16 protein-coding genes are annotated in these 14,286 nt (G+C 48.4%); 2 read left to right on the plus strand and 14 right to left on the minus strand.

Annotated elements, in window-relative coordinates; genetic code table 11:
* Positions 1–104: 104 nt before the first annotated feature.
* From spoIVA to ACFQNG_RS13670, 3 genes are all read right to left on the minus strand, one after another.
* Positions 105–1,583, minus strand: coding sequence for a stage IV sporulation protein A (spoIVA, locus tag ACFQNG_RS13660; RefSeq protein WP_379865794.1), 1,479 nt, complete (start codon positions 1,581–1,583; stop codon positions 105–107).
* A gap of 157 nt (positions 1,584–1,740) precedes the next feature.
* A complete protein-coding gene (locus ACFQNG_RS13665; protein ID WP_379865796.1) occupies positions 1,741–1,899 on the minus strand; it encodes a hypothetical protein in 159 nt (52 codons plus the stop codon).
* Positions 1,900–2,003: 104 nt separating this feature from the next.
* Positions 2,004–2,741, minus strand: a complete 738-nt coding sequence (locus ACFQNG_RS13670) for a hypothetical protein (RefSeq protein WP_379865798.1) — start codon at positions 2,739–2,741, stop codon at positions 2,004–2,006.
* 313 nt (positions 2,742–3,054) lie between these two features.
* On the opposite strand from ACFQNG_RS13670, the gene ACFQNG_RS13675 reads away from it, so the two are divergent.
* On the plus strand, positions 3,055–3,582 hold the full coding sequence (locus tag ACFQNG_RS13675; protein ID WP_379865799.1) for a hypothetical protein: 528 nt from the start codon (positions 3,055–3,057) through the stop codon (positions 3,580–3,582).
* Between the two features lie 157 nt (positions 3,583–3,739).
* Here the strand turns inward: ACFQNG_RS13675 and ACFQNG_RS13680 are convergent, their stop codons facing one another.
* The 11 genes from ACFQNG_RS13680 to ACFQNG_RS13730 all read right to left on the minus strand — a co-directional run bounded on the left by ACFQNG_RS13680 (position 3,740) and on the right by ACFQNG_RS13730 (position 13,122).
* Positions 3,740–4,765 carry an NAD(P)H-dependent glycerol-3-phosphate dehydrogenase gene (locus tag ACFQNG_RS13680; protein WP_379865800.1) on the minus strand — a complete coding sequence of 342 codons (1,026 nt, stop codon included), beginning with the start codon at positions 4,763–4,765 and terminating at the stop codon, positions 3,740–3,742.
* Between the two features lie 22 nt (positions 4,766–4,787).
* Positions 4,788–5,387: a glycerol-3-phosphate 1-O-acyltransferase PlsY gene (gene plsY, locus ACFQNG_RS13685; RefSeq protein WP_379865802.1), complete on the minus strand. Its 600-nt coding sequence runs from the start codon at positions 5,385–5,387 to the stop codon at positions 4,788–4,790.
* A 31-nt stretch (positions 5,388–5,418) separates the two neighbouring features.
* The gene (der, locus tag ACFQNG_RS13690; protein WP_379865804.1) at positions 5,419–6,732 is read right to left on the minus strand and encodes a ribosome biogenesis GTPase Der; all 1,314 of its coding nucleotides are present in this window, start codon (positions 6,730–6,732) and stop codon (positions 5,419–5,421) included.
* A 90-nt stretch (positions 6,733–6,822) separates the two neighbouring features.
* Complete coding sequence (locus ACFQNG_RS13695; protein WP_379865806.1) at positions 6,823–7,005, minus strand: capping complex subunit for YIEGIA; 183 nt, start codon at positions 7,003–7,005, stop codon at positions 6,823–6,825.
* The gene (locus ACFQNG_RS13700) at positions 7,002–7,910 is read right to left on the minus strand and encodes a YIEGIA family protein (RefSeq protein WP_379865807.1); all 909 of its coding nucleotides are present in this window, start codon (positions 7,908–7,910) and stop codon (positions 7,002–7,004) included. The genes ACFQNG_RS13695 and ACFQNG_RS13700 overlap by 4 nt, the downstream gene beginning before the upstream one ends.
* Position 7,911: 1 nt before the next feature.
* Positions 7,912–8,535 (minus strand): hypothetical protein, encoded by a 624-nt coding sequence (locus ACFQNG_RS13705; protein WP_379865808.1) that lies wholly within the window; start codon positions 8,533–8,535, stop codon positions 7,912–7,914.
* 111 nt (positions 8,536–8,646) lie between these two features.
* Complete coding sequence (gene rpsA, locus ACFQNG_RS13710; RefSeq protein ID WP_379865809.1) at positions 8,647–9,810, minus strand: 30S ribosomal protein S1; 1,164 nt, start codon at positions 9,808–9,810, stop codon at positions 8,647–8,649.
* A 112-nt stretch (positions 9,811–9,922) separates the two neighbouring features.
* The gene (locus ACFQNG_RS13715; protein ID WP_379865811.1) at positions 9,923–10,510 is read right to left on the minus strand and encodes a lysophospholipid acyltransferase family protein; all 588 of its coding nucleotides are present in this window, start codon (positions 10,508–10,510) and stop codon (positions 9,923–9,925) included.
* A 3-nt stretch (positions 10,511–10,513) separates the two neighbouring features.
* The gene (gene cmk, locus ACFQNG_RS13720) at positions 10,514–11,182 is read right to left on the minus strand and encodes a (d)CMP kinase (protein ID WP_379865875.1); all 669 of its coding nucleotides are present in this window, start codon (positions 11,180–11,182) and stop codon (positions 10,514–10,516) included.
* Positions 11,183–11,479: 297 nt separating this feature from the next.
* Positions 11,480–12,826: a germination protein YpeB gene (ypeB, locus tag ACFQNG_RS13725; protein WP_379865813.1), complete on the minus strand. Its 1,347-nt coding sequence runs from the start codon at positions 12,824–12,826 to the stop codon at positions 11,480–11,482.
* A 134-nt stretch (positions 12,827–12,960) separates the two neighbouring features.
* Complete coding sequence (locus tag ACFQNG_RS13730; RefSeq protein WP_379865815.1) at positions 12,961–13,122, minus strand: hypothetical protein; 162 nt, start codon at positions 13,120–13,122, stop codon at positions 12,961–12,963.
* A gap of 127 nt (positions 13,123–13,249) precedes the next feature.
* On the opposite strand from ACFQNG_RS13730, the gene ACFQNG_RS13735 reads away from it, so the two are divergent.
* Positions 13,250–14,221 (plus strand): asparaginase, encoded by a 972-nt coding sequence (locus ACFQNG_RS13735; RefSeq protein ID WP_379865817.1) that lies wholly within the window; start codon positions 13,250–13,252, stop codon positions 14,219–14,221.
* The last annotated feature ends 65 nt before the right edge of the window (positions 14,222–14,286 follow it).

Raw genomic sequence — 14,286 nt, forward strand, 5'->3', positions numbered from 1 at the left:
ACAATCCTATACTAATATAGACTTCTAGGAAGTTCAAGAGAATCTTTGCGATTTCTCTATTCTGAAACAAAAAAAGCGCTTTTTCAGCGCTCATCTCCAAATCCTTACAATATAATCGCGATTAAACCGCCCGATCCTTCATTAATGATCCGCTCTAACGTTTCTTGTAATTTGTACCGCGCATTTTCCGGCATCATCGCCAATTTCGCCTGAATGCTCTCACGCACCACTTGATTCAGCGAGCGGCCGAAAATATCCGTTTCCCATATGCTGCGTGGATCCTGCTCAAAGTCGCGCATGAGATAATTTAATAGCTCCTCACTCTGTCTTTCAGATCCGATGATTGGCGCGAATTCGGAATGCACATTGACGCGAATCATGTGGATAGAGGGGGCCGTCGCTTTGAGTCTCACTCCAAAGCGGCTGCCTTGTTTAATCAGCTCCGGCTCATCCAACGTCATTTCTTCCAAGGCGGGCGGTGCCACGCCATAGCCAGTCGTCCGCACCATCTTAATCGCATCTGAAACTTTGTCGTATTCCCGCTTGGCGATGCTGAATTCCTGCATCAGCTCCAACAGGTGGTCTCTGCCGCGAATCTCCACACCCACCACATCTTGCAACACCTGATCGTACAATGCGTCAGGAGCGTACAAATCGATTTCGGCAATTCCCTGCCCCATGTCCATCCCGGACAAGGCCGCTTTCTCGATAAATTGATAATCGTAAAATTGGCCAACGACCCGATCGACATCACGTAAGCGTTTGATGTCTTTCACCGTTTCCCGCACGGAATTTTCAAAGTCGCGGCGCAACCAATGATCTTCATCCAGCACCATGACCCAGCTTGGCAAGTTGACATTCACTTCATGCACGGGGAACTCAAACAGCACTTCCCTCATCACGCCGAGAATATCCTCTTCGCTCATGGTCGCCACGCTTAGGGCGATGACGGGAATGTCGTACTTCTCGGACAGTTCCCCCCGCAGTTGTTGCGCTTGTTCGCTATAGGGCCGTGTGGAGTTTAAGAGCAAGATGAACGGCTTCCCCACTTCCTTCAGTTCATTAATCACCCGCTCTTCCACTTCTTCATAAGATTCGCGTGAAATGTCGGTGATTGAACCATCCGTTGTGATGACAATTCCTACCGTAGAGTGTTCTTGAATCACCTTTCTTGTCCCGACCTCCGCCGCCTCTTGGAACGGAATCGGTTCTTCAAACCACGGCGTGCTGATCATGCGCGGCCCATTTTCATCCTCATAGCCTTTCGCGCCATTGATCGCATAGCCAACACAGTCAACCAAGCGGATATTGACATCAAGTCCCTCATCCACATGAATTTGGATCGCTTGATTCGGCACGAATTTGGGTTCGATCGTCGTAATCGTCTTTCCCGCGCCGCTATGTGGCAATTCATCTGTCGCCCGCGTGCGATCGGCTTCGTTCTGAATGTTAGGGATCACTACCTGTTCCATAAACCGTTTGATAAATGTCGACTTACCGGTGCGCACCGCACCGACCACACCCAGGTAGATGTCTCCTCCTGTCCGTTCTGCAATATCTTTCAAGATATCTACTTTCTCCACGAAAGTCCCTCCTTCAAAAATCGCCCTCTTTCTGGATCTGTCGCCGGTGCGAAGGCTACCCCCTCCCTCCGGACCCTTCCTTAGACACTACTAATATATGAATGCCTTTTCCCAATATGAATTCTTTGCCCAAAAAAATAGAGCACATCGGTTGAACTTACTTGATTTCTTTTTTCTTTCTCTTATCCGAAAGGGGGACTCTCCCCTTCGCCAACACCGTTCTCGCTCGAAAGCCTGTCACCTTAACAGAGCCGGACAAGCGGCCAAGAAGAAAGACGCCTGGAACGACAATGAGATGAAACCACAAGCTCTCCATCGATTTCACCCCTTAAAAGACAATGGTCATTCTTTGATGCTCACATTCCATAAATATGTCGGCCCGATTCAGAAATTCTCACAAAAGCAAAAGTCGCCTTGGATTCAAGGCGACTTTTGCTTCATCTCTTCAGCGGGATAGATGAATTCCGGTGTATTTTTCTTCATTTGCATCATGGGAGAATAGCCCGGCACAAAATAGGAGTCCTTCGCCAACCAAGCCCGGAGATCTTCCGCTTCTGAAGGCTTCTCTTTGGCGTATTGCCATTTTTTCATCACTTCGCTACGGTAATCCACATACACCCGCCCACGGTCGTCCATGATCAGATCCAGCATCGTATCTGGGGAATAGGGACTGACCACATGGACGTCACTAAGGTCCAACTTCTCCATATCCACTTTATAAAAATGGGGAGCCACCGTTTCACCCAACGGATATTTCCCCTCTTTTGCTTTGTAAGCATTTACCGACATTTGCACCTTATCCACGGCATCATGGATGCGCAAATCAAACAAACGCACCAGCGGTTTTGTCTCCACGTCGGTCATCACATAAATGAAATACCCTCCCTTTTCAAACGCAGACGGAGGGATTTCCCCCAAATAACCTTGGATTTGCATAAAATCCACCTGATAGCGGGTTGACCATTTGATGTCATCTTGGCTGTATTTATAGGGTAGCATCTTTTGTTGTTTCAGATAGGTGTCCACCGCCGCCTGGACACGGGCAAGATGCTGATCCAATTTATCCCATTCTTGCCTTTTTTCCTGCGGATACAGGCAACCGGTTATCACCGTGCAGAGTAACAAGAGGATCGCCATGTAAGAACCCCAGCGTCGCATTTCCTTTTCCTCCATCACATAAACATTCTCAAAATAAATAAAAGCGCTACGATCAACAAAATAAATGAGATAAGGGACAATCCCCATTTCACCCATGCTCTTTTTTGTTGCCGTCCCAGGGTCATCAGCAGATTGATGAGGACCAACAAAAATAAACTTACACCTAGTTCCATTCTTCTCCACCCCTTGTCTTCATCAATACAGTATATCAAATCCACTTCCGCCTACCAACTAGTCGGGCGGGTGCCCTGCTTCATTAGCCGGCATCCTGCATACGATAAATAGACTTTAGCCTGAAATGGAGGACTTCCCAATGAGCACCAAAAAGAAAAAGAAAAAGAAATCGCTGCGCAAAAAAACGAACACAAAAAAAGCACCCACTGTCTCACCCGAAGTCAAACCAGACTTAACGCCTGTCGCTCCCCATTTTCCGCAACTTCCTTCCGCCAATATCGCCAAGATTCTTAGCGGGTTCATGACTTTCCGTTCTACTGTCAAAGACCTGAGCCAATCGATTCAACGGGTGGAAAACATGATGGATAATGCCTATCAAATGTTTGAAATCGCCACGAAAGTGATGTCCAATATGAACCAACAGGGCGGGTTTCCTTCCCTTCCGGGCGGAAACCGTCCCCCATCCACATTAGACGAAGACATCCCCGTTATCAAGATGCCATTTGACGACGAACCCACACCCGGACCTTTTCCGGGACAAATGCCATCCTTTAATTTTGGTAACATCTTTAGCTTATTGCAGTCCCCGCTTTTCCAACGATTGATCTCCGGTTTTTTCCGGTCGTCACGACCCGCCGCAGCGAGTTACAAAAAGCGAGAGGGGTAATGCTAGGTAGCATTACCCCTCTTCTTTGTAACCAATCCCTTGACTTTTACACATCCCTGGCCCCGATTCTCGTGCTCAAGTTTATGGATATTGGTTGGAGCTATTACAGAGTATGAAACAGGGAAAAAGCTTGCAACAGGAAAAAAGCCCAAAATGGCTACCAACCGCCAACAATTTCTTCCAATTCTTGTGTGCGCCCACGCCCCATCAGCTCTTTCACCGCTTGTGCTGGTTCTTTTTCCGCAAATAAAACGGCATACAGCTGTTCAGCGATCGGCATTTCTACCCGGTATCGGTCTTTCAGCATATAGGCGGCTTTGGTGGTGCGCACCCCTTCAACGACCATGCCCATCGAACGGAGCACTTCATCCAGTTTCTTTCCTTGGCTGATCATGTGGCCAGCCCGCCAGTTTCGGCTGTGGCGGCTAGTACAAGTGACCACCAAGTCACCCACGCCAGCCAATCCGACAAAGGTGATCGGTTCCGCCCCCATCGCCTTGCCCAAACGGGCAATCTCCGCCAATCCCCTGGTTATCAACGCCGCCCGGGCATTATCGCCAAATTCGAGCCCGTCAACAAGTCCAGCAGCCAAGGCGATGATGTTTTTCAATGCGCCTCCCACTTCCACGCCAATGACATCGGGATTGGTGTACACACGGAAATAAGAGTTCATGAACAGCATTTGTGCTCGCTCCGCCGCCTGTTCCGCTTGGGACGCCACCACCACTGTCGTAGGGCAACGACGAATCACTTCTTCAGCATGGCTTGGCCCAGACAAAACCGTGATCCCTTCTTTATGCTCTGTGCCCAATTCCTCCGCCAAGACTTCAGACATCCGCTTCCATGTGTCGATTTCAAACCCCTTGGCCGCATGAATGACCAGCATATCCTTCGTCATCCATTGCCGCGCTTCACGGGCGATTTCCCTCATTGAATGGGAAGGCACCGCAAATAATACCGCCTCTTTATCGACCAGTGCTTCAGCCAACGAAGAAGTGGCACGCATGGTAACAGGCAACGTCACATCCGGCAAATATTTGCGGTTGGTATGCGCTTGATCAATTTCCTTCGCTTGTTCATCCCGTCGCGCCCACAAGGTAACTTCATGACCATTATCGGCCAATACCGCAGCAAGAACCGTTCCCCAACTTCCAGCTCCAAGTACAGCAACTCGACCTTTCATGTAACTTCTCCCTTAAATCAATCTAAATCTTACGTTCTTTCCCCTTAATCAGATTGATTAAATTTTGTTTATGTCGCCAAATCGCCATCACCGTTACGATCAACATCAACCAAACAAGGGCCGCGGGAAAATCCAAGATCCACATGGCCACTGGGACAATCGTTGTAAAGACAAGCGATCCAACTGACACATAGCGGGTGAATAAGATAAAGAGAATTGCACATACGCCCGCAATCAGAGCCGCGGTAAAACCGATGAGAAGAGTAACCCCCACCGTTGTGGCGATTCCTTTCCCCCCGCGAAATCCCAAAAAGATCGGCCAGTTGTGACCGATGATCGCGGCGATTCCACAGACCATCATCATCACATCCGCATTGTGTCCATTAGCCAACCAATATCCCAGGCCCACTGCTGCCATTCCCTTTAACGCGTCCAGCAAAAAGACAACGACTGCGGGCCCTTTCCCCAATACTCTCGATGTGTTGGTAGCTCCCGCATTGCCGCTACCATAGTCGCGAATATCGACCCCTTTTAGCCATTTGGTCAATAAATAACTAAAACTGATCGAGCCCAATAAATAAGAAATGACAATGGGAATCACCCATGTTTGTAACATCGTCATTGCCCTCTCCCGTCTTTCAAATTTCCAATGTTTAACTTTTCTTCCTCAAAAAGATTTTCAGTGGAGTCCCCTTAAATGGAAACGCTTGACGCAATTGATTTTCGAGATAGCGCAGGTAACTGAAATGCGCCAGCTCCGGGTCATTGACAAACAGGATAAACGTAGGCGGTTTCACCGTCGCTTGCGTCACATAACGAACACGGAAACGGCGGCCCCGATCAGACGGGGGCGGAGTGGTCACCAACGCGTCTTGAATCACTTGGTTCAGCACAGAGGTGGGCACGCGCATCGTATGTTGTTCGGCCACTTCATTGACCTCAGGCAGTACGAGATGGACACGTCGTTTCGTCTTGGCAGAGACAAACAGGATCGGGGCATAATGCATAAATTGAAACTCGTCACGAATCCGCCGTTTAAAGCGATCCATCGTCTTTTCATCTTTCTCCACCGCATCCCATTTGTTTACGATAAAGATGGCAGCGCGTCCAGCTTCATGCGCATATCCGGCAATTTTCTTATCCTGTTCCGCGATCCCTCGTTCCCCGTCGATGACGATCAAGCAGACATCGGATCGTTCAATTGCGCGCAAGGCACGAATTACGCTGTATTTCTCAATCGACTCATACACTTTTCCCCGTTTGCGGATGCCCGCTGTGTCGATGAGGACATATTTTTGGCCTTCAAATTCAAACGGCGTATCCACAGCATCTCGTGTCGTCCCCGCGATGGGGCTGACAATGACCCGTTCTTCGCCCAGCATCGCATTGACAAGAGAAGATTTCCCTACGTTGGGGCGCCCGATGAGTGACACTTTGATGGTATCTTCATCGTAAACTTCTTCTTCTTTGTCAGGGAAATGCTCCACAACTGCATCTAGCATATCCCCTGTTCCGGTTCCGTGCAAGGAAGAAACCGGAATCACATGCTCAAAGCCCAATTGGTAAAACTCAAACACGCTCTCTGCATATTTGATGTCATCCACCTTATTGACCATCAGGATGACCGGTTTATTGGTTCGATGCAAAAAACGGGCTACCTCTTCATCCGCCGCAGTCACACCGTCCCGGGCATCAGTGACAAATAAAATCACATCCGCTTCGTCAAGGGCCAGCTCCACTTGATTGCGGATATGATCCATGATTTCATCCGTATCACCAAATTCAATACCGCCTGTATCAATTAAGTGAAACTCACGCCCATTCCATTCGCTTCGAGAATAAATCCGGTCTCTGGTAATGCCCGGCTGGTCTTCGACAATCGCTATGCGTTCACCGGCCAAACGATTAAAAATCGTCGACTTTCCCACATTAGGTCGTCCAACAATGGCTACTACAGGTAAGCTCATACGAAATCCTCACTTTTCACATATTCCCATATACAAGTATAAGACATACCTAATCTTACTGAACATTGATTCTTTAGGCAACCGGATATCTTAATGTTTCACGATGATCTTCGTCTCCGCATCGATCTCATGCACCATCGCATCCATGATTTTTTCGAGCAGAAACGATTTTTTCTCCAGCTCTTCCGGTGTGTCCGCCACGAAAATGGGAGCGCCCCCGGCCACTTTCTCATGATTGGTCGTAACCACAGCCAATATTTTTTCCTTGCTCATGCGTTCCCCCACCTTTTATCCAGCTCGTGAGGCATTTTGCCCGGCTTGCGAATCGCACTCTCCAATACAGGAACATTTTTGACAATCGCCATTGCACGCTCCACATCTTTCTCTTGCGGCAGCAACAACACGCCTAAGCGACCATCTTTCAGATCCCGTTTCGCCAAAGGAACCAGCGCGGGTTCTCCCGTATCGCGGTACACACCTAGAATGGAGGATACATCGTGCAAAATGGCCTGCCTTTGCCCGACATTCCCTATCGTGATCCGGGCACTCGCCTGACGGGGTGTGATCACGATGCCGATGCCATTCTCCAAAATGCGTTTGCGGTTATCTTCCAGACCAATATTCATTAAGTAGATATCATCCACATAAAGGCTGGGTCCTTCATTGCGCAGCTCAGCCACCTCCACGTCGGCAATATCATGAATCACTTTCCCCGACATCAGAAAGCCGCTTAATAGGATCGTCAGCACGCCCGTTATCGCTCCCACCCACCAATAGTGATAAAGCATGACACTGAGTGAGGTAAGAAAAGCGGCAAAGATGACGATATAATTTCTCCCTTCAAAAACCATGGCAATCCCTTCAATATAATTTTTCCCTCGGGGGACCAATTCCATTTCATCCAAGTTGGATAACATTTGCCTTTCCATATTGCGCACATCACGAAATTGCTGGGCTGCCAATGTTAAAAAGGTAACCGCCGTATAATCCTTTTGCGCCAAAGCAGGGACCGCCACTGCGCCAAGAGCGGCAGCAATAAAGCCCAGGGCCAGATGAATCACATGGCCGTGCGGATAAGTGGGGTATTGTCGGTAATCGCATTGCAACAGGCGAATCCTGGTGCCAAAGCCAGTGGCAACGCCCAATATCACCGCCATGGTATATAGGGATACAGTCATCTCACTCTTCCTTTCGTATAAGTTCGTACCCTTTCCAACGGAGACCATTCTTAATCCAAACGGTGACAAACGCTTTCGTCCGCTGCAACCCCAACATCACCGTAAGCGAAAGCCAAACGGTATCCAAAAACTCCTGAGGCCCCCATATCAAAGGCATCAACATCTCTCGGTGAAAATAGGTGATCCAAACATGCAACATGAAACTCCCGTACAAAATATAAGCCGTTTGTTCCGAGATTCGCCGCGATATGAGCAAGCCCCATCCGGAAAACGCCATGACACAGAGCGATCGAAAAAGCGGATTGGCCCAATCGGTATTCACTCGGGCATATTCATGCCACAAGAAGAGCAGGGTCCCGGAAAACAAGCCATGGCTTAACATCATGACCGCCCTGGACAAGCGAAGCCGACAAAGTGCCATCAACAGGCCAGACAGCAACACGATCAACCCGGGATGAATCCACGAGGACGCCGTTATGCCAAGGGGCGGACAAGAGGTCAATCCTAAAGCCCCCCATACCAACACGTACCCTTTCTTGCGGGACAGATCCGTTTGAAACCACTCCGCCCAATACAAAATAAATAAAATAATGATGCTGAGTTGCGCCAAAATGCCGGGAGCCATCTTCCAATTTCCTCCAACCACAAGGAGATTTTTTGTAGTTTCACTCCAACAGCGGCTTTTTAAGCAAAAAAGAACCAGCCAAAATCTGGCTGGTTCTCGTCAAAGATGGCATTATTTCAAGTTGCGCAACTCTGGGTACATGTCACCCAAGGTCACATTCAAACCGGTTGACGGCTGTTCTTGTTGCTGTTGCTCCATAACTTCTTTCACTTCTTTGCGCTCTTCTTCCACTTCGACATCTTTGATGCTTAAGCTGATTCGCTTTTGTTCGGGAGCCATTTCAAGCACTTTCACTTGCACTTCTTGACCTTCTTCCAATACTTCCGCTGGAGTGGCCACGTGGCGGCGTGAAATTTGGGATACATGCACCAATCCTTCCACACCAGGGAAGACTTCGACAAACGCACCGAAGGAAACGAGGCGCTTAACGGTACCCTTCACCACGTCACCCGCAGCAATCTCTTTGGCCACTTTTTCCCATGGACCCTCGCTGGCCTCTTTGATGCTCAAGCTGATGCGCTCTTGCTCGCGGTTCACTTTGAGCACTTTTACTTTCACTTTGTCGCCTTCATTTAACATGTCGGCTGGATGCTCAACGCGGTGCCAAGCCAACTCGGATACATGCACCAGCCCGTCTACGCCACCGATATCCACAAATGCTCCGAAGTCGGTCAGACGCTGGACGGTTCCTTCCAACACTTGCCCTTCTTCCAGGGAAGCCAACACTTCTTGTTTTTTGCGGTTCAATTCATCTTCCAGAACGGCTTTGTGCGATAAGATGCATTTGTTTTTCTCAGCATCCAGTTCAATCACTTTCAAGGAAAGCTCGCGACCTTTATAATCGCTGAAATCTTCTACGAAATGAAGTTCGACATGAGAAGCGGGAATAAATCCACGCACGCCAACATCAACCACAAGGCCACCTTTTACGATGTCCGCCACAGTTGCCGTCAGCACTTCACCCGTTTCAAATTTGCGTTCCAACTCTTCCCAGGCTTTTTCAGCATCAACCGCTTTTTTGGAAACGATTAATTTGTCTTCATCTTCCTTGATGCGAATCACTTTCACATCCAACTCGTCATCAACACTTAAGACGTCAGCCACCTTATCCACGTGCAAACTAGATAATTCTGAAATCGGCAAAATGGCTTCCGATTTATAACCAATATCAACTAACGCTTGGTTCTGCTCTACGTTGACAACTTTTCCTTTCACTACGTCGCCTACTTGGAAAGTAGTGACTTCAGTCAATTCAGATTTCATCTCTTCTGCCATGAACGTGCCCTCCTCATTCTCCACACTAACTTAAAAATGTCCAAATCTAAAGTTTATGAAGGAAAGATCTGGATGAAAAAGGTGATTTACTCACCTTTTTCATTCGATCTAATTACCTGTGTTCATTCAACATTTGTTGGATTTGATGCATAACGAGATCAGTGAGTTCGTTTGCGGTTTCCGCACTTACTTTCCCCTCTGTGTAAGGAGTTACATCGATCGGTTGCCCTATTACCATCTTCACAGGTCGAAACAAGCGATAAGGACCGATGATGGCCACAGGAACAATGGGCGCTTTGCCTTTTAGTGCAATCAGCGCAGCACCAATGTGGGCTTTTCCCAGTTCGCCCGTCTTGGAGCGGGTTCCCTCGGGAAAAATACCCAACATCTGTCCATCTCTCAGCAATCTGATCGCATTTTTGACCGCCGCGCTATCCCCCGCTCCCCTTTTCACCGGAAAAGCGTTCAGTTCGCGAAGAAAACGGGCCAGGATCGGAATGCGAAAAAGTTCATCTTTCGCCATAAAGTGGATTTGGCGGGTGATAAATGCCCCCACCAAAGGCGGATCAAAATTGCTGATGTGATTGGCACAGAGGACAACAGGTCCTTGGGTGGGAATGTGACGCTCTCCCTTCACTTCGACGCGGTACAGTATGTTCAGCAAAAACCGTGCGAATCCGCGGATCAACGTATACAACATATCTTACTCCTCACCGCCCATTTTGTGACGGCAAAGTTGCATAATGCTTTCGACAATATCCTCGATTGAAAGATCGGTCGTGTCGATAAGCACAGCATCTTTCGCCTGCTCAAGTGGAGCATACTTGCGAGTGCGATCATTTTCATCCCGATGCTTGATCTCTTCCCTCAACTGGTCGAGATTCACATCGATCCCTTTCGCTTTCAACTCTTTATATCGTCGAAACGCGCGTTCTTCAATGGAAGCGGTTAAGAACACTTTTACGTCTGCCTCTGGCAAAACATGTGTGCCGATATCCCTTCCATCCATGACCACACTCTGCCGCGCGGCGATTTCTTGCTGTTTATTGACGAGAATGCGGCGTACTCCCGGCATTTTGGCGATAGCCGAAGCCAACGCCGAAATTTCCTGAGTGCGAATCTCTTCTTTCAGCAAAAGACCATTGACGATAATCCCTTGTGGATGAAGGGAAAAAGTGAGCTGTTCAGCTAGTTGGGTAATCGCTTCTTCGTCATGCACATCCAGATTCTCACGCAGCGCTTTCCAAGCGATTGCCCGGTACATGGCTCCTGTATCCACATAGGACAAACCGAGGCGACCCGCGACTTGGCGCGCCACCGTGCTTTTTCCGGCTCCAGCCGGTCCATCAATCGCTATTTGCAAATGTTTCATCAATCTTACATATCCTCCCTAAGCCGGGATGAAAAACAAGCGAGCAGGGAATACCTGCTCGATTGGAGATACTTATTCGATTTAAATCGACTTCAAGTAAATCCCTATCGAAATCTTTGACCCCAACAGCCTATCAACCTATGTATTTCTTTTTTGGCTAACCCTATGAGGATTCCATAATTAGTCCTATGGTTATTAGAGTAAAGAAATCCTGTTTAAAGAATAACATAATTTTGTCACACTTGCAATGAAAACAATTAAATGAGCCGATTGTATTATATCGGCTCATTTAAAATATTAAACTTGATTCGCGTTGGCTTTCTCTATTCGATCAATATACTCCTCTTCACCCGTATTGGCATTGATGAAAAGTCGATACTGCTCGCCATTGATCGTTCCCATAAATTCGTGACACAACACTTGATCGCCGTTACGGTTATATATCACCGCCAGATTGCTTTTGGTTACCTTGAGATGGGGATTTACTTGCTTACGGGCTTCAGCCGCGCTCAATTTCGGTTTCCGCTTGGTCCAATCCATCTTGTTAAATACATACTCGTCCGCTTGCAGGCCCATGATCTCTCCGTTGTCCAAAGCCACTTTCACCGCCAAGGACTCCGGATAGACATAGATGCCGTCTTCTTTGTGGACAAAATTGAATGAGGCGATATTGGACACTTCATCATAAGAAATCGCCGTCATGTTTTCATAACCAACCCGGTCGAGGAAACGGGTCGCCCGGGATAACGCTTGATCGATATTCAGGCGTTTTTTCTTGACGGGCCGGTCAAACACCATCCAGACGATATGTCCGTCGACAGTAGTGAGATCCGTATACACTTCCGTCTGGTTTCGCCCTTGATATCTTACGCTGTAAGTGGGATAATCCCCTTTTTTGTTTCTGGTCACACTCATCCCTTTGGTTGAATCGCGACCAAACGCATACGCCACACGCTGTTTGGCTTGTTCCGGTGTGATCAGTTTTCCTGTTAGCCGCTTTACCCGTTCCCGCTGGCGTATCTCCATGTTGTTGACGGACGGCCCCCAATCGACTTCCGGGAACTCTTGAACAACTTGGTTGACCTTCTTGAACCCGTCAATAATCGTGTTATCCATCTTCTTGTCTTCTGAAGCCACAGCCAATTCCACATCCATCCAACGCAGATTGCGGCTCAGCACTTGACTTTGTAGCGAAGACAAGTCGTCGTTGATATGCCTCGACTGTTGGTAAAGCGTGTTCAATGTTTTCCACTCTTTTTCGTTGAGCGGTTCCTTATCCAAATCGCGGACGCCCACTTCGTAGGCAAAATTTCCGACACGAGACAAAAATTTCTCGGCGGAATCAAATGGCATCAGCGTCAAAGGCAATTGGCCGATATCGCTTTGCGCGGCGTACGCCAAGCGCCAAACGTTGGTCATGGCGGAACTTAGTTGCCGCCTTGAATTGAGGGCAATCGATTTCCCCAATTCCCCCTGCAAACGGTTCATCCGGTCATTCAAATCATGGAAAGCTCGTTGATATTGGTTTTCCGCTTTAATCAATACCGAATTTTTATCCTGATGCTCCATATATCCCCATGCAGCTGCGGCGATAAATGCGACGGCTACAATCGGCAATAAGATCGCTGCCATTCGTTTGTACATGGCATCACGTCTCCTTTATCCTCATGGGTTCTTAGGCTTCCAACTCTCTTTGTTTCTTCAGATAGTCTGAGCGAGAGGGGAAAGAAATATGCAACCGTCCACACAAAAAACCGGAAGCTATTCCGACTTCCGTTTCACAGCTTTTCCCGTTCAATGTCAAAGTCGGCGTCATTGTTGCAAAGACATCGCTTAAAGCCTGTTTCCAACTTCCCTTTTTTCATTCTTCCTTTTAAAATGAATCGTTCGCCGCATTGGTTGCAACTGATGGTCACCACATATTTTGCATTTTCATTCATCCGTCTCACCGCCCTTAATTTCTCCTCCCTATTATTGACACGAGCGGATGGGTTCCATACGATAGAGAATGGCATCCCATTACAGAAAGGTGGAACAGGGCGGGCAACCACCCGCAGGCTATCATATATGAATAAAAAAGTGATTGTCATTACCACCGGCGGAACGATAGCCATGAGCCAAAACTTGGAATCGCAAGGGGTCAAATTGCAAGATCCCCTTGCCTTGCAAAGCGCTCTTCCCCTTTTGAACCAATATGCGCATGTGGAAATGGATCATCTATTCAACATGCCCAGTCCCCACATTACGCCGTTCCATATGTTCCAGATTGCGGAGCGGGTAAAGAATCATCTTGACCGGGGAGCGGATGGCGTCGTAGTCACGCATGGGACGGATACACTGGAAGAAACCGCTTATTTTCTTCATCTTGTCTTGGATCACGAACAGCCCGTGATCGTCACCGGGGCGATGCGAAGCTCCAATGAATTGGGGGCGGATGGGCCTGTGAACATGGTGAATTCCGTCCGCGTCGCCGCACATGAGCAAGCCCAAGGCCGCGGCGTGCTAGTCGTCTTCAATGATGAAATTCACACCGCCAGAGACGTAACCAAAACGCATACCAGCAATGTGGCCACCTTTCAATCGCCTGGCTTGGGGCCTGTCGGTTTGGTGACCAAAAAGGAGATTCGCTTCTTGCGCAACTCGGTGAAGGAACCTCGTTTCTCCTTCAAGCCGCCTGAGCACGAAGTCGCTTTGATCAAGGTGGTGGCAGGGTTGGACGACAGCTTGATCACCTGGGCAATGGACCGTCGCATCGGCGGCATCGTACTGGAAGGTCTGGGGCAAGGAAATATACCGCCAGCGATGTTGCCCGGATTAAAAAAGGCGCTGGCCAAACCAATCCCTGTCGTATTGGTGTCCCGTTGCTTCAACGGCTTTGTCCAGGACACGTATGAGTATGAAGGGGGTGGGAAACAACTAAAAGAGCTCGGTTTGATCTTCTCCAATGGGATCAACGGCCAAAAAGCGCGGATTAAACTGATGCTCGCCTTATCGATGACACAAGACGCAACAGAGTTGCAAAATTATTTTCAGTTTTGAGCTTAATCGTGCGCTCATTTGGAGCGTGGGTGGGTGAGGGAGCATGAAGCAAAGAAGGAAGGAAA

The organism is Laceyella putida (genome assembly GCF_042665195.1).
In the GTDB taxonomy this organism is placed as follows: Bacteria; Bacillota; Bacilli; order Thermoactinomycetales; family Thermoactinomycetaceae; genus Laceyella; species Laceyella putida.

Excerpts from the sequence above, each read along its gene's own strand:
- der (WP_379865804.1), bottom strand. The coding sequence starts at position 6,732 with ATGAGCTTACCTGTAGTAGCCATTGTTGGACGACCTAATGTGGGAAAG.
- ACFQNG_RS13715 (WP_379865811.1), bottom strand. The coding sequence starts at position 10,510 with ATGTTGTATACGTTGATCCGCGGATTCGCACGGTTTTTGCTGAACATA.
- ACFQNG_RS13665 (WP_379865796.1), bottom strand. The coding sequence starts at position 1,899 with ATGGAGAGCTTGTGGTTTCATCTCATTGTCGTTCCAGGCGTCTTTCTT.
- ypeB (WP_379865813.1), bottom strand. The coding sequence starts at position 12,826 with ATGTACAAACGAATGGCAGCGATCTTATTGCCGATTGTAGCCGTCGCA.
- ACFQNG_RS13730 (WP_379865815.1), bottom strand. The coding sequence starts at position 13,122 with ATGAATGAAAATGCAAAATATGTGGTGACCATCAGTTGCAACCAATGC.
- ACFQNG_RS13680 (WP_379865800.1), bottom strand. The coding sequence starts at position 4,765 with ATGAAAGGTCGAGTTGCTGTACTTGGAGCTGGAAGTTGGGGAACGGTT.
- ACFQNG_RS13675 (WP_379865799.1), top strand. The coding sequence starts at position 3,055 with ATGAGCACCAAAAAGAAAAAGAAAAAGAAATCGCTGCGCAAAAAAACG.
- ACFQNG_RS13700 (WP_379865807.1), bottom strand. The coding sequence starts at position 7,910 with ATGACTGTATCCCTATATACCATGGCGGTGATATTGGGCGTTGCCACT.
- ACFQNG_RS13735 (WP_379865817.1), top strand. The coding sequence starts at position 13,250 with ATGAATAAAAAAGTGATTGTCATTACCACCGGCGGAACGATAGCCATG.
- rpsA (WP_379865809.1), bottom strand. The coding sequence starts at position 9,810 with ATGGCAGAAGAGATGAAATCTGAATTGACTGAAGTCACTACTTTCCAA.
- ACFQNG_RS13705 (WP_379865808.1), bottom strand. The coding sequence starts at position 8,535 with ATGGCTCCCGGCATTTTGGCGCAACTCAGCATCATTATTTTATTTATT.
- plsY (WP_379865802.1), bottom strand. The coding sequence starts at position 5,387 with ATGACGATGTTACAAACATGGGTGATTCCCATTGTCATTTCTTATTTA.
- cmk (WP_379865875.1), bottom strand. The coding sequence starts at position 11,182 with ATGAAACATTTGCAAATAGCGATTGATGGACCGGCTGGAGCCGGAAAA.
- ACFQNG_RS13695 (WP_379865806.1), bottom strand. The coding sequence starts at position 7,005 with ATGAGCAAGGAAAAAATATTGGCTGTGGTTACGACCAATCATGAGAAA.
- ACFQNG_RS13670 (WP_379865798.1), bottom strand. The coding sequence starts at position 2,741 with ATGCGACGCTGGGGTTCTTACATGGCGATCCTCTTGTTACTCTGCACG.